This is a genomic window from Halalkalibacter kiskunsagensis (genome assembly GCF_037027555.1).
GTDB classification, from domain to species: Bacteria; Bacillota; Bacilli; order Bacillales; family Bacillaceae_D; genus Halalkalibacter; species Halalkalibacter kiskunsagensis.
Genome location: NZ_JAXBLX010000036.1, coordinates 1 through 23,894, shown reverse-complemented (window position 1 = coordinate 23,894; position 23,894 = coordinate 1). Strand labels below are relative to the sequence as shown.

Below are 23,894 nucleotides of genomic sequence, written 5' to 3'. Positions count from 1 at the left end.
AATATATAATTCACTTTAAAAAAGTTAGTGAAATCTCTTTACAAGATATCAGTTTATATATAAACTGATAATAGATTCATCAAAGGAGTGAACAAAATGTCCAAAAATGATCTCGAAAGGACGCAAGACGTTCGCCTTGGCTTATTACTATGGTTCCGCATTGCCCGGTTTTATAACCAAAGTAATCGTTTATCGAATCAACATGTGAAACAATGGGGGTTGACAATAGCTCAATTTGATTTACTAGTTCAAGTTGGTGCACATCAATCACTCTCACAGCAAGAGTTAGCTGAGAAATTACTCGTCAGCAAAGGAAACATAACACAAATGCTTAGAAAAATGGAAAAGATTGGATTGGTAAAGCGGAAGCAAGAATGGCGCACAAAACTAATTTCATTAACAACTCAAGGAGAAAAGCTTTTTGAAGAAGTTGTACCTAAACAAGAATTATTTCAAGCATCACAATTTCAAACACTTGATAAAGAAGAACAAAAACAGCTTCTTTCATTACTAAAAAAGTTAGATCTAAAGAAGGAGTGATCTACATGCAAGTAAAACCATTACTCGGTCAACATCATGTTTCTGCTATAACGGCGAATGCCAAGGAAAATTATCGTTTTTATACAAAAGTACTCGGGCTCAGACTTGTGAAGAAATCCATTAACCAAGACGATACATCTGTTTATCATTTATTTTACGCCGATGAAAGGGGAAATCCGGGAACAGACTTAACATTTTTTGAAATTCCTCATGCAGGAACGACATATCACGGGACAAATAGTATTTCTTTAACATCGTTACGTGTTGAAAGTGACGAGGCTATTTCCTACTGGAAAAAACGCTTTGAAGAATTTGCAGTAGAGCATGATGAGATCGCTACAAAGTATGGACGGAAAACAATAGCGTTCCGTGATTTCGAAGGTCAGCGTCTAGAACTAGTATCAGATGAAACAAATCACGGAGTACTCGGTGGGAAACCTTGGGACAAAAGTCCGGTTCCTGTTGAATACGGAATTATTGGATTAGGTCCTGTGAAATTAACGGTTGCACAGCCGGAGATCACGGCAAAGATATTAACGGATGTCATGGGTTATCGTGAAAAAGACTCCTATCAATCGAATCTCAATAATCACCCTCCCATCCGTGTGTTTGAAACAGGTGAAGGTGGCACAGGGGGAGAAATCTATCTAGAAGAGCGAGCAGATTTACAAAGTGAAAGGCCTGGTAGAGGAAGTGTTCATCATGTTGCTTTTCGTGTTGAAAGTGAAGAAGAACTTAAAAAGTGGGTTGATTATTTAAAACAGCTCCGGTTGCCGAATTCAGGTTTTGTGGAACGTTATTATTTCCGTTCACTCTATTTCCGTGAACCTAATGGAATTTTGTTTGAGCTTGCAACAGATGGACCTGGCTTTGAAGGAGATGAATCATTTGAACATTTAGGAGAGAATCTTTCTTTGCCACCTTATTTTGAAAATCAACGTGCAGAAATTGAAGCAAAATTAAAACCATTAGATACAAAGGAATGATTATTATGAAACATATCTATACTAAAGGAAAGAAACAAGATGCACCTACATTGTTACTACTACACGGTACAGGTGGGAACGAACATGATCTGTTAGCATTAGCTAATATGATTGCACCAGACTCTTCGATTTTAAGTGTAAGAGGAAATGTATTAGAGAACGGCATGCCACGTTTCTTCCGTAGATTAGCAGAAGGTCTATTTGATGAAGAAGATTTAGTGTTTCGTACAAAAGAATTAACTGAATTTGTAAATGAGAGTGCAAAAACATACGGATTTGATCGAGATCGTGTAGTAGCAATTGGTTATTCGAACGGGGCAAATATTGCTGCGAGTATGATGTACCATCATGAAAATGCGTTAAACGGCGCGATCCTTTTTCATGCGATGGTCCCTCGTCGTGGCGTTGAAATTCCTGACTTAACTGGCACTTCAGTGTTTATCGGTGCTGGAAAGCGTGATCCGTTGATTCCATTAAATGAAACAAAAGAATTAATAAAAGACTTAGAAAAAGCGAATGCCACAATGAATGAATATTGGGTTGATGGGGGGCATCAACTCGTTCGAGAAGAAGTGGAAAAAGCAAAAGAGTGGTTTGAAGCAACTTATAGCTAAACAGGAAAGCTGCCTATTTGATCATGGGCAGCTTTTTTAGCTGTAAAATTTGAGTGATTTCAAATAAGTATAAAGCCTAAAAGACGTTGCTCATTGTTTTTCTTAAATTCCTTTTATCATAATTTCACGTACCTCATTCAAACGTGCCTGTGCCTCTAGCAATTGTGAGTTCGTAGAATCGTTGTCTTTTACTAGTACATCAATTTCAGATTGAATCTCATCTAATTCTTTTTGCGCAAAAGCAAATTCTGTAGGATCATTTTCTCGAATCATTTTTACTTCCATTAATTCTGTCAGTGCACGATCAATTGTTTGTTGTGCTCTAGTTAAGCATTCCTCAATGTACTCTTCGGTAGCCATGAATATCTCCTTTGTTTCGCGTACTTATGATACTAACGTACCGTTAATTTACGTGAATCATGATTCTTTTATACATAAATGCAGATGATGAAAGAGGATAGATGCATATCCATATTGAAATGTGTATATAACACCTATAAGTAAGACTTTGTTCAAAATGGTTGGTATTTAGCTTTTTGAACAAAGTCAAAGACTTTAATGGAAGGAGTCAAAGAATGAGCAATAATTCCGATTGGGACAATGAGCAACTACGAGTGGATGAAGTGGTCAGTGAAATAAATAAACGAGAAAAAGGATTAGAAGAGAAATTAGGGGACATCAAAATAGATGTAATTGATATCCGGAAAAAGTTCTGGGAGGACGTAACCGTAAATTTTGATAGTGCTGAAGAAGCGGCAGAAACTTATGCGAGCATTAAACAGCAGGCTGAGTTCATGTCAGAAAAAGAAAGAAGTCATCGGCACGATCTTAAGCAACTAAAAAACTTACATAAATTAAAGTATTCACCTTACTTCGGTCGAATTGACTTTTTAGAACAGGGAGAGGAAGAGTCGCAGTCTGTTTATATTGGAACATCTTCTTTTGTAGATGATAGTGGGATTGAATTTTATGTATACGATTGGCGTGCGCCAATCTCAAGTTTGTATTATGATTACGGCCCCGGACATGCAGAGTACGAAACGCCGTCTGGAACAATTTCAGGAGAAGTAGAGTTAAAAAAACAGTTTATTATTCGTAATGCTCAAATTAAGCATATGTTTAACACTGGAATCACCATAGGTGATGAAATGCTCCAAGAAGTGTTAGGAGGACAATCTGATTCTCAAATGAAGAGCATTGTTGCTACCATTCAAAAAGAACAAAATCAAATTATTCGCAATGAACGAGGGCATCTTTTAATTGTTCAAGGAGTGGCAGGAAGTGGAAAGACGTCTGCAGCACTGCAGCGAGTGGCTTATTTACTTTATCGACATCGTGATACGCTGGTGGCCGATCAAATTGTCCTATTTTCACCTAACCCATTATTTAATAGCTATGTTTCAACGGTTCTTCCTGAACTCGGGGAAGATAATATGCAGCAAACAACATTCCAGGCTTATTTGGAGCATCGCCTTGGTGATGATTGGAAACTTGAAGATCCTTTTATGCAGATGGAGTATGTGCTAACAGCTGATGAAGGTCCGAATTATAATGAACAAATTGAAAGTATAAAGTTCAAATCATCACTCGAATATATTCAATTAATTGACCAATATATTGATTCACTTGAAAAAGAAGGCATGATATTTACTGACATTGTTTTTAGAGGGGAAACCTTACTTACAAAAGAAAAGATTAGTTCGTACTTTTATGAGCTACCAGATACAATTTCGATTCCTAACCGTTTTCAGAAGTTAGTGGAGAAATTGCTCAAAGAGGTTAGAGGGTTTGAGCTGAACGAACGAAAAAAAGAGTGGGTTGAACAAGAGATAGAATTGCTCGACAATGAAGTTTTATTAAAAGTACACAATAAAATTGAAAAGCAAAAGAAAAATGAAACAGATTCATTTTATGAGTTTGAACGTGAGGAAGAGCTATTACGCTTACTTGTTGTTAAAAGAAGAATGAAGAAAATTAAAAATGATATTAAGGAAATACGTTTTTTAGATGTAGCATCTATTTATGTACAATTGATGGAGTCATTACTAAAGGCAGAACACTGCCTAGATTCTGTTCAGAAAATCCGTCAATCTATATTCTCTTACGAAGATGCAACTCCTTATTTATATGTAAAAGGAAAACTTGAGGGATTTCAAGTTAATACAACAGTCAGACATGTATTTATTGATGAAGCTCAGGATTATTCACCGTTTCAATTCGCTTTTATTAAAAACATGTTTCCGCGAGCTAAATTGACCGTCCTAGGAGACGCAAATCAATCGATTTATGCTCATTCAAACGTAAGCAGCTTTTTGGCGTTTGAGTCCCTATTTTCGTCAAGTAAAATCGAAAAATACGAATTAACACAAAGCTATCGCTCGACAAGACAAATTATTAATTTCGCAAAGGGAATTATTCAAGCGGAAATTGAACCTTTTAATCGAGACGGTGAAAGGCCTACAGTCGTTGGGTCAAATAGCATTGATGAAATGCATGCACTTATGATTGAGCGTGTCTTTGAACTGAAGCAGAAGCATCGTACAATAGCAATTATTTGCAAAACAGCAAAGGAAAGTAAGACTTTATATGACAATTTGAAGAAGAAAGTTGATGTACGGTTAATGGAAAAAGATTCAACTGGTTATGACTCAAATGTTTTAATTATCCCTTCTTATTTAGCAAAAGGGGTGGAGTTTGACGCTGTTCTTGTTTACAATGCATCAGTTGATGCTTATTTTAAACAAAGTGAACGAAAACTTCTATATACGATTTGTACAAGGGCCATGCATTCATTAAATGTTTTTTTTGTAGAGGAAATAAGTCCGTTATTAGCGAATGTATCAAATGAAACATTTTTGAACAAAGGTACAACAATATCATCTTGTTTACCCGAAACTCAGCAAATAGGTAGGGAATGACGGCATAATGAATTCATGATAGTAATACAACATTTTTGTGGTGAAATATTACTGAAACAGACTACTATGAATGTATGAATTAGGAAAAGGTGACTTATCACAAAGTCACCTTTTAAAAAAAGATCATATAGAAATAGATCATAAGGGAGAGGTTTCGATGAAGTACCGTCAATTAGGGAATACAGATTTGCATGTTAGTGAATTAAGTTTTGGCACGTGGGCCATTGGAGGGTCATGGGGGAAATCTAATGATCAAGAAGCCTTGTTAGGGTTAGAACGAGCAATGGATGCTGGAGTAAATTTCTTTGATACAGCAGATGTGTATGGGAATGGACATAGTGAGGAGCTACTTGCAAAAGCAACGAAAGGCAAGGAGGAACAAATACATATTGCAACAAAATTTTGTCGTGCAGGTGACATTCATGATCTAAACACTTATTCAGAAGAGAGTGTTCGTTTTTACTGTGAAGCAAGTTTAAAGCGATTACAAAGAGAACGTATTGATTTATTTCAAATTCATTGTGCCCCTTTTGAAGTTTTAAAACATGGCGATGTCTTTGAAGTCCTTGATAAACTCCAACAAGAAGGGAAAATACGTCATTACGGTGTTAGTGTTGAAACAGTTGAAGAAGGGCTTTATTGTTTAGAAATACCAGGTGTAAAAGCGCTACAAGTTATTTTTAATATGTTACGTCAAAAGCCACTAGAACAGCTACTACCAACAGCTAAAGAAAAAGGGGTAGGCATTTTAGCTCGAGTTCCTTTAGCTAGTGGATTATTAACGGGGAAATTCACAAAGGAAGTAACGTTTGAGAATGATGATCACCGCAATTTTAACCGGAACGGTGATGCATTTAATGTAGGTGAAACGTTTGGCGGTCTAGAATTTAATAAAGGTGTAGAGCTAAGTAATGAATTAAGTTGGATTGAAACAGGACGAGGCAATCGAACAAGAGCAGCACTCAGGTGGATTCTTGATCAAGATGCGGTCACTTGTGCAATACCTGGTTTTAAAACGGTTAATCAAGTGGAAGATAATTTGCAGGCTGTATCAGTCCCTTCTTTCAGTAAAGAAGAATTAGCTAGAATTAATGAGTTCTATCAAAATGACGTTCACGCTTATATTCGTGGTGTGTATTAAAACTAAATTGATAACAGGTGTGAAGAATGAAAAAGCTTTTTGCCGCATATTATGATGCATTTATGAACCCTTTAGAAAAAAGACTTATTACTTCGTGGAGAAAAGATTTATTAAAGCACGCAAAAGGTTCTGTGATAGAGATAGGGGCAGGTACTGGGGTGAATTTTCCTCTATATGAACATTGTGATGAAGTTATAGCGATTGAACCAAACCAGCATATGATTAAAAAGGCTATCGAACGGAAAAAGCAAACTTCGATTCCCATTTCTATTTATGAAACGAAGGCTGAGAAACTTCCATTTCCTGATCATCACTTTGATACGGTTGTCGTAACTCTTGTTCTGTGTTCTGTTGATGAACCGAGCAAAGTGTTATTAGAAATAATGAGGGTGTTAAAACCAAATGGAAAAGTCTTACTATTAGAACACGTTAAGATGGATCACCCTATTTTCTCTAAATTCCAAACGATGTTTACTCCTGTTTGGAAACAACTATGTGATGGCTGTCATCTAAACAGAAAAACAGAGAAATATATGAAAGAGGCTGGTTTTTCTTTTCTAGCAAAGCAATCCTATCTTTCTGGTTTTGCGGTTTCGATTATTGCTACAAAGTAACCTCAAACAAATACAACTTTCAACTTAGGGCTAAATCAATAAGGTTTAGCCTTTTTTATGTATTAACATTTCATTTTCATTTAGTCCGCATCTCAAACTAAAATTACATGTTTCCTTGAATATAAATTGAAACACAGTATTTTTATTTATCGTGTATCGTTTTTCCAAAGCTAGAGACAATAAAGCTGAAAATAACAATACACGGAGGGAAACAATGAAGAAAGTACATGTTCTAATGGTTGTAGTTGTCCTTATGACAATCTTTTCGGCTCAGCCCCCAGTTGATGCTGCAGTGAAAACGTTTAATGAACCACCGTTCTCCCATTACAAAGTATCGCGCGGTGATACATTCTGGTTTATTGCACAGAGGTATGGACTTGATTATAAAGAGCTAATGAGATTAAATCCAGATGTTGTTCCTACTAATATGCAGGTAGGCGAAGTGATTCGTTTAAAACCAGAATCATCACATCATAGTGCATTTGAAGATCAAGTGGTTGCTCTTGTGAATCAAGAAAGACGACAACGTGGATTAAGAGAGCTTCAACACCGAGCAGATGTGAAGAATGTTGCTCATAAGAAAGCGCAAGATTTAATTAATTCGAATTACTTCTCGCATAATAGCCCGAATTACGGCTCACCTTTTGATATGCTACGCTCTTTTGGGATCAGTTATCAGTCTGCTGGAGAAAACATTGCAAAAGGCCAAACAACGCCTGAGCAAGTTATGCGAGATTGGATGAACTCACCTGGACATAGGGAGAACATCTTGAAGCCAGAATATGATACAATTGGTGTTGGATTCTATCATGGTGCATGGGTACAAATGTTTATTCAAGCTAGATAAAGAAGTAATTGACCCTTCTCAAAAATGGAGTTGGGTCTTTTTGTCTTAGCGTTAAGAGGGAATAAAGGAGTTAGAAATGACAATAACGAATATAGTATATTGGAAATGTTCGTAATGGGGGAAAGAGTATGTGGATCGAAATAGAACCGAATAGTTTTGTGTTTAAACTTGCTATAGCAACAATCTTATGTACGATTATTGGAATTGAACGAGAATTAAAACGAAAACCATTAGGACTTAAAACGTGTCTTGTTATCGGAATTATGAGTTGTTTGCTGACGTACGTCTCGATATTAGGAGCTGAACAATATTCAGTTGCCTATAGCAAACCGATGGACCCGTTGAGACTTGCAGCGCAAATCGTTTCTGGAATAGGCTTTCTAGGAGCTGGAGTAATATTAAGGCGAAACAATGATATGATTTCAGGTCTAACAACCGCTGCGATGATTTGGGGAGCAGGAGGAATCGGGATCGCTTGCGGTGCTGGTTTTTGGTTAGAAGCAGTTGTTGCTACGGTTTTGTTACTTATTAGTGTAGAATTTTTGCCATTTTTATTTAGGTTTATCGGACCAAGGGCCCTAAGGGAAAAAGAGCTCAAAGTAAAAATCATCGTCGACTCAGAAGATAAACTAACCGATATCTTAAAAGAAATGAAACGACAACAGTTGAAAGCAAGAAAGGTAAGAGTCAAAGACTTACGAGATTCTACGTACCAGCAGATGGATGTAAGATTGCTCGTTGATGATAAACGTTATACAACGGACATTTACTATACGTTAAAACAAATGGATCATATTGTTGGAGTAGAGTTAGAAACTATGTGATATGCAGTGTGTACAAGGTAAAGATTTATTATAATTGAATATTCATTAGGCAAGGAAGCCAGAGAGAGTCACGAATTTCATGATCTCTCTAATTCCTGTACTAGAGAGCAGACCGCTTAATCATTTATAGTTGTTTGTTGACTTATTTGGTTCTATTTCTTTTAAGCGTATTCTAACGTCTTAATAAAGCCTGCAATGAGTAAGTCATTGCAGGCGGAAAGCTTCGAATTTATTTGAAGCTGAGTGCTCCAAATAAAAAATTTAAAGGTGGCTACTAAACTACCAAAACAATAGTGCTCCGAGTGCTATACCTGTGATGAAAGCAAATGCAATCGGATAGCCCCGTCTGTAACCATACCCTCTGTAATATCCGTATCCAAATCCTCCAAATTGCCTAGATCTAGAAGGTTCTAGATAAACATGAGAATTTGTTACTTGTTGAATTCTCCCTGTATGTTTTCTCCCTTGCCGATCTGTAATGGTAACAACCCTTCCATGATATCTACAGCAAAGATCATAATAAGACAAAACTGACACTCCTTTCTTCTCCATAAACTGGTTGTTCACTTTATTCTATTTTTGATTTATGTTCTTGTTTGTAAATAAGCCTAATTAAGAGGAAAGATGAGCATTTGTCATAGAAAGAACCCGTTAGAAGTGATGATCATACGATATCAATAAAGAGAAAAGGAAGTGAAAGAATGAAAAAATATAGTTATATTGATTTTCTTGCACAATGTGGGGTGAAAAGTGCTCATCCAGGTGGAATGACTTGCACAGAAAGAATTTTTGAACAAGAATCAATAACAGCAGATATGACAATTTTAGATGTGGGTAGTGGATTAGGGGAATCTGCTAACTATTTAGCCAAGAGATTTGGATGTTGTGTTTACGCGATAGAAAATCACCCCATCATGTTAGAAAAAGCAAAACAACGGATGAAGGAAACTGAGAAAAGAGTCATGCTAAAAGAGGCTTCCATTGAAGGACTCCCATTTGAAAATGGTTTTTTTGACTATGTATTATCTGAATCGGTTTTGATGTTTGCTAGCGTTAAAAAAGCGTTAACAGAATGCTATAGAGTGCTTAAAGATAGCGGTGTCATCATATTAAATGAGATGACTTTGTTACAACCTTTCCCTGAAAATGAAAAAAGAGAGTTAATGTCCTTTTATGGATTTACAGAATGTTACGAGATAAATCAATGGAAAAATCAACTTCACCAAGTGGGGTTCACTAAGATTGACATTGTAAGTGTACCATTAGAGCAGAAACAAGCGAATCAAATTGATTTATCTCTTGAACTAGATCTTGAACTATTGGATATGTTGGATGAGCATGAGCATATATTGAAAAAATTTGACGGAAAAATAGGCAATTTAATTTTACGTTGTGAAAAATGAAAATTGTATTTGTAGGTTTTATAATTAAGAAAATGACTCGAATAGTGAATACGGCTAAGAGTCATTTTCAATTGAAAGTAAGGGAAAATGATTATGTCTCATTGAATGATACTACATCGTTTTCAAAAAACAAAAAACTTATTTCAGTATAGTTCCGTTGTGCGTATAAATATATAACACTTGTTTAAAGAAGAAACTTATGATTAAATAAAAATAATTATCTGAATTTTACTTGGCACCTAAAAAGTAACACGGATCATCATGATGTTTGAAAAAAGACGATCTTTCTACATTGGTAAGCAAAAAAAAGAAGATGGAGTTTTTCTGAATAAGTATATTTTGTGTGTGACAATCTATTTGAGAATTGTATAGGGATGAATATCCCCTGAAATTAAGAACTAATTCAATAGCGAATAATTATATCGGTATATCACTATGTGGAAGGTGATTGTATTTGAGATTTCAACTGGGTGTAGGAATAGGGTGAATCAGATAAAAACATTTACTTCATGAATAGATGATTGAGCATTATTACACTCAATATTTATCATTTTTATTAACAAAAGAAAAAGATACTGGACTTGGGCTAATGGTTTCATTTAATATTATAAAAACCCTCAAAGGTCAAAATTTTCTAAAAAAGTAAAGAAAGTGTGGGAACACTTCCACGGTAGTATTGCACTTCTGCCGTTGAAAGATAAATACCTTAAAAAAGGATTACTTTATTCAGTAGAAGATGAAAAATTAAATGATATTAAGAGTGATAAGTTGACTTATTAGGTGAATTTGCGTTACTTTTTTATAAGAGAAGTAACCATGTAAAGAGAGGCCGGACTAAATGAAAACAACAAATAATCCTACAACATCTCTTGTTATTTTTGGAGTGACTGGAGATTTAGCTAAAAGAAAATTATTCCCGTCAATATACAAATTGTATAAAGCAGGGAAGCTGTCTGACAATTTCGCTGTAATTGGTGTAGCTAGAAGAGCATGGACAAATGAAGTCTTACGTGAAACAATTACGAATTCCTTACCAGAAGGAGAAGACTCAAAGCTAGTTGAAACGTTTTGTTCACATTTTTATTATATGCCATTTGATGTTACAAATAAGGAGTCATATCGTGAATTAGATACGATGCTCCAACAAGTGGAGCAAGAATATCAAATTCCAGGTAATCGTATTTTCTACATGGCTATGTCGCCTGAATATTTTGGTACGATCGCATTAAATTTAAAATCTGAAAAGGTAACGGAATCGAATGGATGGACTCGACTAATTATCGAGAAACCTTTTGGAAGAGACTTACCATCAGCTGAGAAATTAAACAATGAGATTCGCCAAGCATTTTCAGAAGATAAGATTTACCGTATTGATCATTACTTAGGTAAGGATATGGTTCAAAATATTGAAGTAATTCGTTTTGCTAATGCAATTTTCGAACCATTATGGAACAATCAGTACATATCGAATGTTCAAATAACATCAAGTGAGACATTAGGAGTAGAAGACCGCGGTGGATACTATGAGACATCGGGAGCTCTTCGTGATATGGTGCAAAATCATATGTTACAAATGGTTTCGTTACTTGCAATGGAGCCGCCAATTCGCTTGACAACGGATGAAATAAGAAGTGAAAAAATTAAAGTACTTCGAGCATTAAGACGCTTTAGTCTTGAACAAACGCCTGAATATTTTGTCAGAGGTCAATATGACACTGGAGTTATTAAAGGTAAAGAAGTACAAGGGTATCGTAATGAGAAAAATGTTGACCCGAATTCAATTACGGAAACATATGTTGCTGGAAAATTATTAATCGATAATCACCGTTGGGCGGGTGTCCCTTTTTACATCCGAACAGGAAAACGGATGAGTCAAAAATCAACAAAGATTGTCATTCAATTTAAAGACAGACCGATGAATTTGTACTATAGTGAGAACGATAAGAAAAATTCGAACTTACTCGTCATTTCCATCCAGCCAGATGAAGGCATTACTTTGCAGCTTAACGGAAAGAAAATGGGCATGTCAGGTGAGACTACACCGGTAGAGTTAGATTATTGCCATGATTGTGTCGACACGTCGAATACACCTGAAGCATATGAGCGTTTAATTTACGACTGTATCCAAGGAGATGCAACGAACTTTGCTCATTGGGATGAAGTTGATTTATCATGGACATTTATTGATACGATTTCGAAGGCATGGGAAAGCAAAGATATAGAAGTTGCTTCGTATGAGGCAGGTTCAATGGGGCCAAAGCAAGCTGATAAGTTACTAGCAGAAGATGGCTTTCATTGGTGGCCAATTTCAAATAAAAGGTAACGTGCGCAATTGTAATATGTTATTCTAATTCATTTGGAATATCAAAAATAATGGAGTAAAAGACATGTGTAACACCTTCACATGTCTTTTATGTTGTAAGGGGACTATGAGTCACATGGAGAAAACGAATCGAGTATTGCTTGTGGATGGAATGGCTTTATTATTTCGCTCGTTTTATGCGACGGCGATGAGCGGGTATTTTATGATTAATAGTAAAGGAGTTCCAACGAATGCGATTCACGGATTTGTGAAGCACTTATTTACGGCTGTTAACACATTTAAGCCAACGCATGTTGTTTGTTGCTGGGACATGGGCAGTACGACTTATCGCACAGAACTGTTTCCAGATTATAAAGCGAACCGAGGAGAGCCACCTGTTGAGTTAATTCCACAGTTTGATCTTGTAAAAGAAGTGGTAAAAGAACTTGATATCCCGAATGTAGGCTTAGAACGCTTTGAAGCAGATGACTGTATTGGAACGTTAGCGAAAGAATTAAGCCAGCATTCTGAGGTGTTGATCCTAACAGGAGATCACGATATATTGCAATTGTTAGAGGAACATGTTTCTGTCATTATTTTGAAAAAAGGCTATGGCAATTATGCGGTATACAATGAGGAGTTGTTTTATTCTGAAAAGGGCATTACCCCGACTCAAATGATTGATTTAAAAGCCTTAATGGGTGATAGTAGTGATAATTATCCTGGAGTTAAAGGAATAGGCGAGAAAACGGCAATTCGATTGCTTCAAACACATGGGACGATTGAAGGAATATTGGATAATATTTCTTCGTTAACAAAATCTCAACGCCAAAAGATTGAGAACGATTTAGACATGCTTCATTTATGTAGAGACCTGGCCACTATAAATTGTCAAGTGGATGTTTGTTGTACGATGGAAGAGGCGATCTTAAACATCGATCTTAGCAAAATGGGGAAGAAATTTGAAGAATTAGAGTTGAAAAATTTAGATAAGATTCTTGATCTCTAGGTGTTGGGTCTTTTAATAAAAAGAGGTCTGATCCGTTTAGTTGTCACAATGTTTGTTGTGTGTGCTAGCGGATCAGACCTTTTGTTGTTCAAGAATTGGTTGCTTTCTTATGCTTCCACATCATATAGCGATATCTGATTGTACAGCCAATACAAAAGCCGAGTAATGCAATACCAGCTGCAAGCATGACCATTATACTAAACACATACCCCCATATAGGAAGACCGATCGAAAAGAACATCAATGATAACCCTAAACATATAGTTGCTATCCATTGGTTAAAGATTTGTTGGTTTGAATCCTCTTGAATATACTCATTGCGAGGCTTTTGTAATAAATTCTTACCAACCATCATAACTAAATTACGTTTTGTTATTAGCGTAATCACACCTACTAAAAAAGGAAGTAGTAAAATCCAATTTGATAAGAATAGCGCAATAATGACAGTGAGTACGATAAATAACTGATTTACTTGAACAAGTGGTTTTGGAATACCCATTAAATCAACCTCCTTACTTATGTAATATTATATACCGATCTTATCGTTTGTTGCACGTAATCAGCCTGTACATTGAAAAAAAGAAAAAGTGGAATGGATTTAAAATCGTTTGGTAATAATAATCTTGGTTAGGAGGTGATACAAATGGGAAAACGAAATAAAAACAAGCAGAATAATGGTGAAATGGAAAATGCAAAAGCTGAATTTGCAGAAGAAAATGATGCACAAGAGTTAAACAACCGAAACAATCGTAAAAAACGTAAAAACAACAAATAACCACATAAGTATAAAGAAAACACATAGGGATGGGGCTGGCTCTAATTGAGTCAGTCTTATTTCACGATTTACAAGCAGAAAACATTATCAGTCCGGTCAGTACATAAGATTGATTCTCTAACAAAGGATAACTAGTACAACAGAAAAAGTGAGGTGATACAAAATGGCAAGCAATAGTAGCAACAAACTAGTTGTACCTGGAGTAGAACAAGCATTGGATCAAATGAAGTATGAAATTGCTCAAGAGTTTGGTGTCCAACTTGGATCAGATTCAACTTCTCGTTCTAACGGTTCGGTCGGAGGAGAAATTACTAAGCGTCTTGTCCAACAAGCTGAACAACAGTTTGGTGGATATAACAAGTAAATAGTAATGGCTAACTAGCAACTTGAACATGTCGTTCAAGTTGCTTTTTAAAAAGATAAATAAGGAAAGCCTCAATTAGGTCAAATCTGACCTTATTGAGGCATTTCTTACGTTAAGATAATGGGTTCTGATCTTTTTGGGAAATGTTATGGAGCGCTTCTCCCGCTTCATTTTCATAAATGTTCTCAACTGCTAAGTCACCGATTGCTACCATTCCAACTATTTGTCCATTCTCAACAACAGGTAAGCGACGAATTTGATGTTGTGCCATCATATTTGCAGCTTCATGTGGGTCTGTTGATGGAGAGGCAACAGTAAGGTTTGTAGACATACACTCGGCAACGGACACATGAGAATCTTTCCCACTTGCAGTTGAACGGAGTGTGATATCTCGATCTGTAATTATTCCAACAAGCTCCCCATTTTTCACAACCGGAATCGATCCGATATCATGGTTTTTCATTAAAGTAGCAGCTTCTTGAATGGATTGATCTGAATCGATGGTTACAATGTCTTTTGACATAATTTCAGTTAAGTTTTGTGTCATAATAAACACTCCTTTCATATAGAGTATCTCTTAACAGTGAAGATTTATTCTTATGATTCGTAGTAGAATAAGTAAAGATACAAAAATGCAAAGGATGGACCAATTAATGGAAACGAAATTATTTTATGAAAATGCTTATAAAAGAGAGTTCACAGCGAAAATCGTTACACAGCAACAGGATGAAAAAAAGAGATGGTATGTTGTATTAGACAAGACCGCTTTTTATCCAACAGGTGGTAGTCAACCACACGATATAGGCACATTAGCAGAGGTCAATGTTGTAGATGTTGAGAACGTCGAAGGTGAAATTCGACATTATCTTAAAAGCCCTATAGTAGATCATCAAGAGGTTATTCAAGGTGTACTGGACTGGGATAGGCGGTTTGATCACATGCAACAACATGCTGGTCAACATATTCTTTCAGCGGCATTTGCTGAGATGTTTGGTTTTGAAACCATTAGCTTCCATCTTGGCAAAGAAGTGTTAACGATTGATTTAAATACGTCAAATATATCTGAAGAGGAACTAAAGGCAGCAGAAGCTTTAGCTAATCAAGTCATTTTGGAAAACCACAAAATTGAAACATTATGGATTTCAAAGGATGACCTTAATCTATATCCATTGCGAAAACAGCCATCTGTAACAGAAAACATTCGACTAGTTGTCATACCCGATTTTGATTACAACGCTTGTGGAGGAACGCATCCTAATTCAAGTGCGGAAGTACGGGCGGTAAAAATAATCAATTGGGAAAGACACAAGAAAAAAGTACGGATTCACTTTATTTGCGGGAATCGTGTGTTAACACAATTTAACGAGAAAACGAAAATTCTATTCGAACTAACAGATTTATTAAATGTGCCAGAACAAAAAATGACTACAGCAGTAAAGCGTCTTCTACAAAAAGAAAAAGAGCTAGAACAGGCGTTTGAGAAGTTAAAAGAAGAGCAACTTACATCTGAAGCCAAACAGTTACTGCATTCAAACGACACAATTGTCAGTCGTGTTTATTATGAGCGACCTATAAAAGAATTACAAAAGCTTGCACAAATGATAACGACGATTTCAGAACAAACATGTGTAGTATTTGTTGCCCAAAATGAAAAGCGTCTTCAAGTGATAGGGGCGAAGGGACCTGCTTCAGAAGCGAAATGTAAGCAGGTCATTCTTGAATCGCTAAAAGCGATAAACGGAAAAGGTGGAGGTAGTGAAGAACTTGTTCAAGGTGGGGGAGACGTCAGGATGTCGGCAGAACATTTTCTTGAAGAGATTGTAAGTAAGATATAGTTCTTTTATGTCATTGATTGTTTGTATGGAATGCTTTTTGAAACTTACTAAGTTAAATACAAGGAGTGGGGAAAATGACAACTAAAAAACAATTTGCTGTCATCGGGTTAGGGCGTTTTGGTGGGAGTATTTGTAAAGAGTTATATAAAATGGGGCACCAAGTGTTAGCAATTGATGTTAGAGATGAGAAGGTAAATGAGTATGCTCCATTTGCTACTCACGCGGTGATCGCAAACACAACGGATGAAAAAGCATTACAGTCTATTGGAATAGGAAACTTTGAATATGTGGTTGTCGCTATAGGTGATGATATCCAAACGAGTATTTTAACGACCCTTATATTAAAGGAGATGAATGTTCCAAATGTGTGGGTCAAAGCACAAAACAATTATCATCATAAAGTGCTTGAAAAAATTGGAGCAGATCGCATTATTCATCCCGAACAAGATATGGGGATACGAATTGCACAACATTTAACATCAGAGAAAATCGTTGATTATATTGAATTATCTGAGGAATATAGCATTGTTGAGCTGCTGGCAACGAGTAAAATCCAAAACAAATCGCTTGTTGAATTAAATGTACGAGCAAAATATGGATGTACTATTTTAGCAGTTAAACGTGGAGAAGCAGTTAATGTATCACCTTTGCCGAATGAATTAATTTATGAAAAAGATCTTCTGATTGTTATTGGTCATAAGAATGATTTGAAGCGGTTTGAGGAAGATGGAATGTAAAAGTTTAAATGAATGAAATTAAAGGAACGTGATTAGTATGCAGCACTTTAATCGGCTGTCGTACAAAATAAGACAGCCGATTCCAGTCAATGTTTTAACGCTTTGAAATTCTCTGTCATCCTTGTCATCATTGCAGCCATTTGAGCTCGAGTTGAATTGGCTCCAGGCTTATAAGTACCGTCTCTGCGGTTTCATGCAAAAGAACAAGAGATGAAAGCACCTGTGAAAATGTTAATTCCAATGGTTCTATTTATCTTTCCAACTTTGTTTATTGTGTTGATTGGCCCTGTTATTGTCAATTTGGTTACGCAATTTCTTTAATCCAAATACGTTCAGTTATTAAAGATGGATACCTTTTTAGGTAGTTCATCTTTTTATTTTTGGATAGTTATGGATAAAGCAGAACAATAAATAAGTGAACAGGTTTAGTTATTTGAATAATTTCGATATATATTGAAAATAATGTTACCAACATTTTTATTTGCGTTTGCAAGTAATTTACGAGAAAACTAATATTAATGTCTCCATTTAATAGTGCTAAAAATAACTTGTATCTTGAGGTGTAACTAAATGACTGTGGAACGTACTGTACTCATCGCAACATGGATCATTTTTCCACTTTTTTTGCTGAAATTCGTTCCCAAAGAGCGGTATCGAGAAATGATTGCTGTGTTTCTATTCTTTCAAACGTTAACTTGGTTGTACAGTATTGGTTTAACTTATTTTGGACTCCTTTCTGCACCGATACGTGAGTTCCCTAATGCAACTAAGATTAACTTTTCAGTTGAGTATATTGTTTTCCCGACTGCTGCTGTATTTTTTCAGCTAACCTATCCAGAAAAAAAAGGGAAGGTTAGACGTATCTTTCATTATATGTATTGGGTTGGAGCTATTTTACTGTTTATGTTTTTAATAGGAAAGAGTACTGAATTAATGACCGTGAAACCAGGTAATTTGCTTAGGAGTTCTTGTAATTTTACAATTGAGTTATTGTTGTGTAGGAGATATATAGAATGGCTTTTAAAGGGAAAGCCATTTTCTGATCGCAAAGCAGGAGTTAACCAATTATGAATCTAGAATACACAATTCTTTATTTAGTTTGGAACATAACCGTTTTTTCACTATTTTTTATTCCTACCAACAAGTATAGAGAAGCAAGCATTGCTTTTTTGTTCCAACAGTTTGTAACGTGGTTTCTCGGAATACTTGTTGTTGAGTGGAATTGGATAAACTATCCTGTACGACTTTTGGCAAACGTTAATGAAACAAGTTTCACCTTTGAATTCTTTGTATATCCTGTAATAGGCATTTTCTTTGTCTTGTATTTTCCTATTTATCGAAGTCTTTTCAACCGCTTTCTTTATTATTTTTCTTACACTACGGGAATCACCATCCCTGAGATACTGTTTGAAAAATATACAGATACGATTGAGTTTGTTCACTGGACTTGGTATTATACGTGGATAAGTATTTTTCTTTCGTTGGTTCTCCTGCGAGTGTTTTATAAGTGGTATTTCAATGAAAGAACAGGCAGTCGGAATTCGCTTTTTTCTAAAGTTGACTAGAAGATAGGAGAGAGAAATGATAACAAGCAACACATCTCTCCTTTGAAGTTCAGTGTATAAATTCGTTATAGAAACAATAAGCCAACAATGGTGGATACGATTAGTGCAATAATAACTGGGAGGAAACTCTTTCGTACTAAGTCAATGACTGAAATTTTGGCAAAGCCAGCGATCGCAATAATTGATGACCAAGCGACTAACGTACCACCACCAACCCATATTGCACCCATTTGACCAATTGCGCCTAATGTTGCCGGGTCTAAACCAACAGAAGTGGCAAATGCTTCTGATAAAGAACCGATCAGTGGGAGCCCAGAAAACCCAGACCCATCTAATCCAGAAACCATTCCAAGTAAAAGGATCGCAAAGCCTGTTATAAAAGCATTGTCAGGAATGGCATATAGACTCTCCTGAACTAATTCAAACAAAAATGCCGGTGCTAGTTCCGTACCGTTCTCCCCTAATATTTGCCCAGAAAATTCCCCACTCCCAATAAAGAAAAATCCAGCAACAGGAATCACGTGCCCCATCACTTTAAAGGCAAACACAAAGCCTTTTACAAGATGATCACTAACTTCTTTTAAGGTCTTTCGATAGTTTCGACTGACGGAAATGGCCAATACTAGTAGTACAGCTGTCCCTCCAACAATCGCAGCACCTGCGCCATCCTCAATAGCAGGGAGGATATTTGAAAAAGTAGCGATGACGACATAGCCAATGATTGTTAAAAATGTTACTGGTACAAGAGTAGCAAACAGCCTGCTTTGCACGCCTTTTTTAATGTCCATTTCTTCTGTATTAATTTGAATGTCAGTGTCCCCTTCGTTTTCCCATTCTGTAAGATTGCTTTTAGCTGGCTTTTTAATTGATTTTCGAATCATAAAATAAGCGATCGTCAAAGCTATGACACCTGTAATGATCGATAATATCAGCGTCCGTTCAGCAATTGCCCCTGCATCGATCCCAGAAGTAGATGCAGTTAGCCCTGGCGCTACTTGAAGGATGAAATCAGAAGACAACGCCATCCCATGACCGGCAAGTGAAATGGCCATTGCTGCCCCAATCGCGGGCAGACCCGCTTTAATGGCAACCGGAATTAACAAGGCTCCAATTAAAGGAACAGCTGGAGCTGGCCAAAAGAATAAGGATAATGCATAGGTGATTGCAACGAGAATCCAAAAAGAAGAATGCCCATTTTTCATGACTTTTTGAAAAGGAACGACCATTTGTTCATCTGAACCAATGGACTTTAAAGACCGAAGCAAAGCTGTCATAATGGCAATAATGAGAAAAATATGAAACAGCTCAGCAGCAGCTGTTAAACTCGCATTAAATATCGCTTGCAGTCCGTTTAAGAACGAACCACTATAAGCCCAACCGATGATAAAGCTCATTAAAATGGCTGGAACGACAACATTTTGTCTAAAAAGCATCGTCGAAATAATTAAACACGTCCCGCTTAAATATAACCAATGTGCTATAGTTAATTCCATTTGTTCTAAGCTCCTTTTTGGAATGTAAGAAGAAACTATAGCATCGTATGTATATGCCCAATTAGGTGTGAAGAATATACAAGGAGATCACCTGCTTATTTACGGGTTATGGTATAATACCAACGTTATTTATGAATGATTATTTCTATAGAAATAAAGGTGATCGGATGGATTTTTCAATTAATTATTTATCTTTCTTTGTCATTCAAGTGGAAGGCCAAGGAGAACAAGCAGATAAACGGTATAAGCATTATCAAACCCTTGATGAGCCGATGTATGAGGGAAGCGCATTAAAAGATTTTCTAGATGGAGAATTAATGAAAGTAGTGAAGCGCAAAGTCGAGCGCAATCCAAAGTCAGATTCCGTCCCGACAAAAATTGGGCGCTTTCTCGTCGAACCGGGCTATAACTTAGACACAAACCCGAACTATAATTTGTTCAACCGCATTCGAACAGCAGGTTCAACCGATGAATTTAAAAATAACAGTGAAGAGTTAGTCCGAGCATATATGGATACGAGTGCTATTCGCGGTGGGGCTCTACTTGTGATCCGAGCTAAATTCAACAAATATTTTGATGATCCATTTGTTTTCGTTTTAAAATGCGATTTTGAACAAAAAGTCGCAACGATTACGGATGAAAAAACAATGATACGGAATGTGGAACGAGCGATTACAACAAAAAACATGAAGTCAATTCAGTATCCGTACATGCCGGAAGAAGGAATGGTGGAGGAGTGGGAGCTGAAAATTCATCAATCGTCTCATGCAAGATACTTTGAAGATTTCTTGAAATTTGTTGAGTATCATCAATCGATGCCTGAGATTGTAAAAACTCAAGTCATTCAAATGGCCCAGCAGCATATCGCAGAAACATATCAGGAGGAAAGTCCAGAGCGGCAGCAAGAGGAAGAGTATATAGAGGCATGGTCGAATACACCCGTTCGTGAAATGCAAGAAAAGTGGACACCAGAACAGGTCGTAGAAGCATCAGCCCCGATTGTTGAGCATCAGCCAGAAATTGAGTTGATGCTGAAGCTTGACCACATTGATGTGAAGGCGATGTTGTCTGATTTCGGCGAATCTCTACATATTGCGAAGGTGAACGGGAAATACGTGATTCTGATTGAAGGGGACGCATTTACGTTTGAAAAGGGCGTTTCGCCGGTAGAGTTTTTAAAGCCGGAGTCTTTAGACGCAGTGTTGAGGAAGATAGGGAGGTAGGTAGTAAGTTTAACGTCTATTCTTTATTACAATCACCTCCATAATGGAAACTGAGCAGGAACATCAAGTCTGTATATCAAGAAAGAAGCAGAACGATCGTTCTGCTTCTAAGCCATTTATTATTTTGTGAAGGTATGGGTTGGGACATTTTTATTGTTGAAAGCCATTCATTTGCTGTTCAGCTTGTTGAACTAATCGTTTGGTGATTTCGCCACCTACAGAACCGTTTGCACGAGATGTTGTATCTGCTCCAAGTTGAACGCCGAATTCAGAAGCAATCTCGTATTTCATTTGGTCTAATGCTTGTTTCACTCCAGGAACAAGTAATTGGTTTGAACTGTTATTGGTTGCCATTGTTGTATCTCCCTTTTTTAAGAACTAACGATATTTTGCTTCTGAGCTTATAGAATATGTGACATAATCAGTAATCCATCTATTACTTGTAACAACTAATGTTGGTAAGTTTATTGGTTGAAGTTGACAAAACTACCACCAATCAATATGACCAGTAAATTTTAAAGTTATTTCTTCGACTTAACCAATAACCCATTAAAAAAATGAAAAAGTAAATAGGAAATGAGTAAAAGCTACTCCAAGCAATTTGTTTGTATAAACCTATGTATTGGAATAATGGCTCCCCAATAAACGCTGTCATCCCCGCAAAAATTAACCCTTTAATATAAGGTGATGTATTAGGTTTAAATTCAATAAACATCATAATCGAAACAGGTATGAGAGTCCAATCCCATGGCTCATATGCTGGTATCCATGGAATTATCTCATAATAATAAATCCATAAGCCTAATTGGACACCTAAAAAATCGAAAAACGATGATATAAGCATAATACCAAACCCAGCAAAGAGCATTCGATTTCTACTAACCTTTTTGTTGAAATAGAGCCAAACAACCCAAGGAATGATACTTAGAGAAATTCCTACAAACCAATGAGGAGTGAAAAGAACATCTTTAACCCAAACTTGTATCATTTCTGTCTGTATTTCGGCAACTAATTTATACAGTTGATTCGTTTTCTCTATATATATTTGATTCATATAGGCATTATATTCCCTTCCTTTTTTATTAATTTTCCAAAAAAATACCTATTTATTCGTCTTGCTTTGGACAGGTCCATTTAGTGGTGTTAGCACTAATTAATTAACATTGGGTTAAATTTTATGGGAGATTGAAACATTTTAAAGCTCTTGTGATTGGTCATTTCTAAAAATGCTGTGAGTTGCATAAATAATGATCGATCAGAAAAAGACTGACTTGATCTTAGAATATGAACGATAAGCAGAAGGATAATAGTAAAGAGGTCGATTGAAATAATACATGAACAAAATAGCTCCCTTCAACATATATACTACAAAATATATGCATATGTACATGTATTAGTAAATTAACTGCTACTCATCCAGTCATGAAACTTCCACAAAATTAAGATGAAGAGCACATAACCAAAACTTGAATATATAGAGTTCCATTCAGCTGAATAGGTAAATAATCCTAGCTGTACGGAATAAGATTCAAAAAAAGCTACTGCAAGGCTTAATGTTAGTAACATGCCAATTCTTATTAAAATGTTTACTCTTTTTAATACATAAATATAAATCGCTGTGAATATAGGCAAAACGAAAAGAGTAAATGCAATATTTATTGAAAACAGATCAGGGAAAGGACGAGTTGGGAAGGAATAAAGGTTCTTTTCAACAAAGAATAAGTCTAAGTACGTGCCTATAAGAGCAGCGAATAGCATGGTTGGGACATAAACTTTACATTTATGATAAAAATGCATTTTTGGCGATAATGGCAAGTTCGATCCTCTCCAGTGTTTCACAATAATCTTCATAAATATCTCCATTGACTTTTTTTATGTGTTTTTGCAAATATTGAAGCACGGTCCAGTCTTGATACCAATCTCCCTTTTCAGCAGCTACATGATCAACATCTGACCAAGCAAATTGTAGTTTCGGACTGTAGATTCGATTGGCACCAGGTTTTAACTTACAGTTTCTAGTGCGACGTTTAAATGGTTCTTCTGGCGTTGATTCGTTAAGATCATTAAAGATTTCAGGCCAATAATCTTGTCTTGAACCCGTATGAGGTTGCTGAATGGACCAGTTATAAATTTGCTCGTAAAAGGTTTCGTCAAACAGCAAATCATATAAACGTTTTCCTAGTAAAATCCGATCATGCAGAGAGGAGAAATGGTAAATACTTTGTCCAATCACTTTTGCTTCATCGGTTTTTTTATAAGGAAATAAAATTTGATTTAAACTAAACAACTCCTGAATTTGAAATTTAAGTGTTTCTAAAACTGTTTTTTGAAAAAGTGGGTTTTGAATGACTCTTTTTTCTAAATAACTTTGTTCATTGATAACGAGTGCAATGGCTAAAGTATAACGGTCCTTAGTTTGCCAAAAGTGGTTCCATAAGACGTACATGAACTTGGAAACATCAAATCGAGGCAGCAGATAAAAGAGGTTCGTATGTCTGTTGATGCTCTCTTCATATAGCAACATTTGAGGGTACACATCTTGGAAAATTAACCAATTGCCTCGCTCTAAAAAATGAAAGAATTCTTTTTGTTCTTTACCTGATAAAAGTCGAGATAATAAATCCCCTTTTAACGTTTTTCCGAAAGAAGTCTCCCTCTTCAAGCGTGTGAAGGGCAAAGCCCAACGGTAAGGGGGAGATGAATT

General features: G+C 36.2%; 27 protein-coding genes. 18 read left to right on the top strand and 9 right to left on the bottom strand.

What is annotated here, in order from left to right:
- The first annotated feature begins 96 nt into the window (after positions 1 to 96).
- Genes SLH51_RS18125 through SLH51_RS18115 form a run of 3 tightly spaced genes read left to right on the top strand, consistent with a single transcriptional unit; the run spans position 97 to position 2,140 of the window.
- Positions 97 to 540 carry a MarR family winged helix-turn-helix transcriptional regulator gene (locus tag SLH51_RS18125; protein WP_335962866.1) on the top strand — a complete coding sequence of 148 codons (444 nt, stop codon included), beginning with the start codon at positions 97 to 99 and terminating at the stop codon, positions 538 to 540.
- A gap of 5 nt (positions 541 to 545) precedes the next feature.
- Positions 546 to 1,526, top strand: coding sequence for a ring-cleaving dioxygenase (locus SLH51_RS18120; RefSeq protein WP_335962865.1), 981 nt, complete (start codon positions 546 to 548; stop codon positions 1,524 to 1,526).
- Positions 1,527 to 1,531: 5 nt separating this feature from the next.
- Entirely contained in the window at positions 1,532 to 2,140 is a 609-nt protein-coding gene (locus SLH51_RS18115) for an alpha/beta hydrolase (RefSeq protein ID WP_335962864.1), read from the top strand.
- Between the two features lie 102 nt (positions 2,141 to 2,242).
- Here the strand turns inward: SLH51_RS18115 and SLH51_RS18110 are convergent, their stop codons facing one another.
- On the bottom strand, positions 2,243 to 2,500 hold the full coding sequence (locus SLH51_RS18110) for a DUF2524 family protein (protein ID WP_335962863.1): 258 nt from the start codon (positions 2,498 to 2,500) through the stop codon (positions 2,243 to 2,245).
- 215 nt (positions 2,501 to 2,715) lie between these two features.
- Here SLH51_RS18110 and helD point away from each other — a divergent pair, with 215 nt between their 5' ends.
- The 5 genes from helD to SLH51_RS18085 all read left to right on the top strand — a co-directional run bounded on the left by helD (position 2,716) and on the right by SLH51_RS18085 (position 8,484).
- Entirely contained in the window at positions 2,716 to 5,058 is a 2,343-nt protein-coding gene (helD, locus tag SLH51_RS18105) for an RNA polymerase recycling motor HelD (RefSeq protein ID WP_335962862.1), read from the top strand.
- 157 nt (positions 5,059 to 5,215) lie between these two features.
- A complete protein-coding gene (locus SLH51_RS18100; RefSeq protein WP_335962861.1) occupies positions 5,216 to 6,199 on the top strand; it encodes an aldo/keto reductase in 984 nt (327 codons plus the stop codon).
- A gap of 26 nt (positions 6,200 to 6,225) precedes the next feature.
- Positions 6,226 to 6,813, top strand: coding sequence for a class I SAM-dependent methyltransferase (locus SLH51_RS18095; protein WP_335962859.1), 588 nt, complete (start codon positions 6,226 to 6,228; stop codon positions 6,811 to 6,813).
- A gap of 214 nt (positions 6,814 to 7,027) precedes the next feature.
- Positions 7,028 to 7,660: a CAP domain-containing protein gene (locus tag SLH51_RS18090; RefSeq protein WP_335962858.1), complete on the top strand. Its 633-nt coding sequence runs from the start codon at positions 7,028 to 7,030 to the stop codon at positions 7,658 to 7,660.
- A gap of 128 nt (positions 7,661 to 7,788) precedes the next feature.
- Entirely contained in the window at positions 7,789 to 8,484 is a 696-nt protein-coding gene (locus SLH51_RS18085) for an MgtC/SapB family protein (RefSeq protein ID WP_335962856.1), read from the top strand.
- Between the two features lie 279 nt (positions 8,485 to 8,763).
- On the opposite strand, the gene SLH51_RS18080 is transcribed toward SLH51_RS18085, so the two are convergent.
- On the bottom strand, positions 8,764 to 9,012 hold the full coding sequence (locus SLH51_RS18080; RefSeq protein ID WP_390184037.1) for a hypothetical protein: 249 nt from the start codon (positions 9,010 to 9,012) through the stop codon (positions 8,764 to 8,766).
- Between the two features lie 173 nt (positions 9,013 to 9,185).
- On the opposite strand from SLH51_RS18080, the gene SLH51_RS18075 reads away from it, so the two are divergent.
- From SLH51_RS18075 to SLH51_RS18065, 3 genes are all read left to right on the top strand, one after another.
- Entirely contained in the window at positions 9,186 to 9,887 is a 702-nt protein-coding gene (locus SLH51_RS18075; RefSeq protein WP_335962853.1) for a class I SAM-dependent methyltransferase, read from the top strand.
- 838 nt (positions 9,888 to 10,725) lie between these two features.
- Complete coding sequence (gene zwf, locus SLH51_RS18070; protein ID WP_335962851.1) at positions 10,726 to 12,210, top strand: glucose-6-phosphate dehydrogenase; 1,485 nt, start codon at positions 10,726 to 10,728, stop codon at positions 12,208 to 12,210.
- A gap of 115 nt (positions 12,211 to 12,325) precedes the next feature.
- On the top strand, positions 12,326 to 13,198 hold the full coding sequence (locus tag SLH51_RS18065) for a 5'-3' exonuclease (RefSeq protein WP_335962849.1): 873 nt from the start codon (positions 12,326 to 12,328) through the stop codon (positions 13,196 to 13,198).
- Positions 13,199 to 13,286: 88 nt separating this feature from the next.
- Here SLH51_RS18065 and SLH51_RS18060 read toward each other — a convergent pair whose 3' ends face one another.
- Positions 13,287 to 13,697, bottom strand: a complete 411-nt coding sequence (locus SLH51_RS18060) for a DUF4395 domain-containing protein (protein ID WP_335962848.1) — start codon at positions 13,695 to 13,697, stop codon at positions 13,287 to 13,289.
- A gap of 144 nt (positions 13,698 to 13,841) precedes the next feature.
- Here SLH51_RS18060 and SLH51_RS18055 point away from each other — a divergent pair, with 144 nt between their 5' ends.
- Both SLH51_RS18055 and SLH51_RS18050 read left to right on the top strand, forming a co-directional pair.
- Positions 13,842 to 13,973, top strand: a complete 132-nt coding sequence (locus SLH51_RS18055; protein ID WP_335962847.1) for a hypothetical protein — start codon at positions 13,842 to 13,844, stop codon at positions 13,971 to 13,973.
- A gap of 163 nt (positions 13,974 to 14,136) precedes the next feature.
- Positions 14,137 to 14,337 carry an alpha/beta-type small acid-soluble spore protein gene (locus SLH51_RS18050; protein ID WP_332697677.1) on the top strand — a complete coding sequence of 67 codons (201 nt, stop codon included), beginning with the start codon at positions 14,137 to 14,139 and terminating at the stop codon, positions 14,335 to 14,337.
- Positions 14,338 to 14,449: 112 nt separating this feature from the next.
- Here the strand turns inward: SLH51_RS18050 and SLH51_RS18045 are convergent, their stop codons facing one another.
- Positions 14,450 to 14,884, bottom strand: a complete 435-nt coding sequence (locus tag SLH51_RS18045) for a CBS domain-containing protein (protein ID WP_335962846.1) — start codon at positions 14,882 to 14,884, stop codon at positions 14,450 to 14,452.
- Positions 14,885 to 14,990: 106 nt separating this feature from the next.
- Here SLH51_RS18045 and SLH51_RS18040 point away from each other — a divergent pair, with 106 nt between their 5' ends.
- The 4 genes from SLH51_RS18040 to SLH51_RS18025 all read left to right on the top strand — a co-directional run bounded on the left by SLH51_RS18040 (position 14,991) and on the right by SLH51_RS18025 (position 18,474).
- On the top strand, positions 14,991 to 16,172 hold the full coding sequence (locus tag SLH51_RS18040; RefSeq protein WP_335962845.1) for an alanyl-tRNA editing protein: 1,182 nt from the start codon (positions 14,991 to 14,993) through the stop codon (positions 16,170 to 16,172).
- Positions 16,173 to 16,237: 65 nt separating this feature from the next.
- Positions 16,238 to 16,909 carry a potassium channel family protein gene (locus SLH51_RS18035; RefSeq protein WP_335962844.1) on the top strand — a complete coding sequence of 224 codons (672 nt, stop codon included), beginning with the start codon at positions 16,238 to 16,240 and terminating at the stop codon, positions 16,907 to 16,909.
- A gap of 570 nt (positions 16,910 to 17,479) precedes the next feature.
- Positions 17,480 to 17,980 carry a CBO0543 family protein gene (locus SLH51_RS18030; protein ID WP_335962843.1) on the top strand — a complete coding sequence of 167 codons (501 nt, stop codon included), beginning with the start codon at positions 17,480 to 17,482 and terminating at the stop codon, positions 17,978 to 17,980.
- Positions 17,977 to 18,474 carry a CBO0543 family protein gene (locus SLH51_RS18025; RefSeq protein WP_335962842.1) on the top strand — a complete coding sequence of 166 codons (498 nt, stop codon included), beginning with the start codon at positions 17,977 to 17,979 and terminating at the stop codon, positions 18,472 to 18,474. Before SLH51_RS18030 ends, SLH51_RS18025 begins: the two co-directional genes overlap by 4 nt.
- Before the next feature lie 65 nt (positions 18,475 to 18,539).
- Here the strand turns inward: SLH51_RS18025 and SLH51_RS18020 are convergent, their stop codons facing one another.
- The gene (locus tag SLH51_RS18020) at positions 18,540 to 19,967 is read right to left on the bottom strand and encodes a hypothetical protein (RefSeq protein ID WP_335962841.1); all 1,428 of its coding nucleotides are present in this window, start codon (positions 19,965 to 19,967) and stop codon (positions 18,540 to 18,542) included.
- A 167-nt stretch (positions 19,968 to 20,134) separates the two neighbouring features.
- Here SLH51_RS18020 and SLH51_RS18015 point away from each other — a divergent pair, with 167 nt between their 5' ends.
- Positions 20,135 to 21,190, top strand: a complete 1,056-nt coding sequence (locus SLH51_RS18015; RefSeq protein WP_335962840.1) for a DUF3900 domain-containing protein — start codon at positions 20,135 to 20,137, stop codon at positions 21,188 to 21,190.
- Between the two features lie 150 nt (positions 21,191 to 21,340).
- Here the strand turns inward: SLH51_RS18015 and SLH51_RS18010 are convergent, their stop codons facing one another.
- The 4 genes from SLH51_RS18010 to SLH51_RS17995 all read right to left on the bottom strand — a co-directional run.
- Positions 21,341 to 21,544 (bottom strand): alpha/beta-type small acid-soluble spore protein, encoded by a 204-nt coding sequence (locus SLH51_RS18010; RefSeq protein ID WP_335962839.1) that lies wholly within the window; start codon positions 21,542 to 21,544, stop codon positions 21,341 to 21,343.
- A gap of 142 nt (positions 21,545 to 21,686) precedes the next feature.
- Positions 21,687 to 22,244, bottom strand: a complete 558-nt coding sequence (locus SLH51_RS18005) for a CBO0543 family protein (RefSeq protein ID WP_335962838.1) — start codon at positions 22,242 to 22,244, stop codon at positions 21,687 to 21,689.
- 347 nt (positions 22,245 to 22,591) lie between these two features.
- Positions 22,592 to 22,987: a CBO0543 family protein gene (locus SLH51_RS18000; RefSeq protein WP_335962889.1), complete on the bottom strand. Its 396-nt coding sequence runs from the start codon at positions 22,985 to 22,987 to the stop codon at positions 22,592 to 22,594.
- A partial coding sequence (locus SLH51_RS17995) for a DUF2515 family protein (RefSeq protein WP_335962837.1) occupies positions 22,971 to 23,894 on the bottom strand: 924 nt, incomplete at its 5' end. The genes SLH51_RS17995 and SLH51_RS18000, both read right to left, overlap by 17 nt.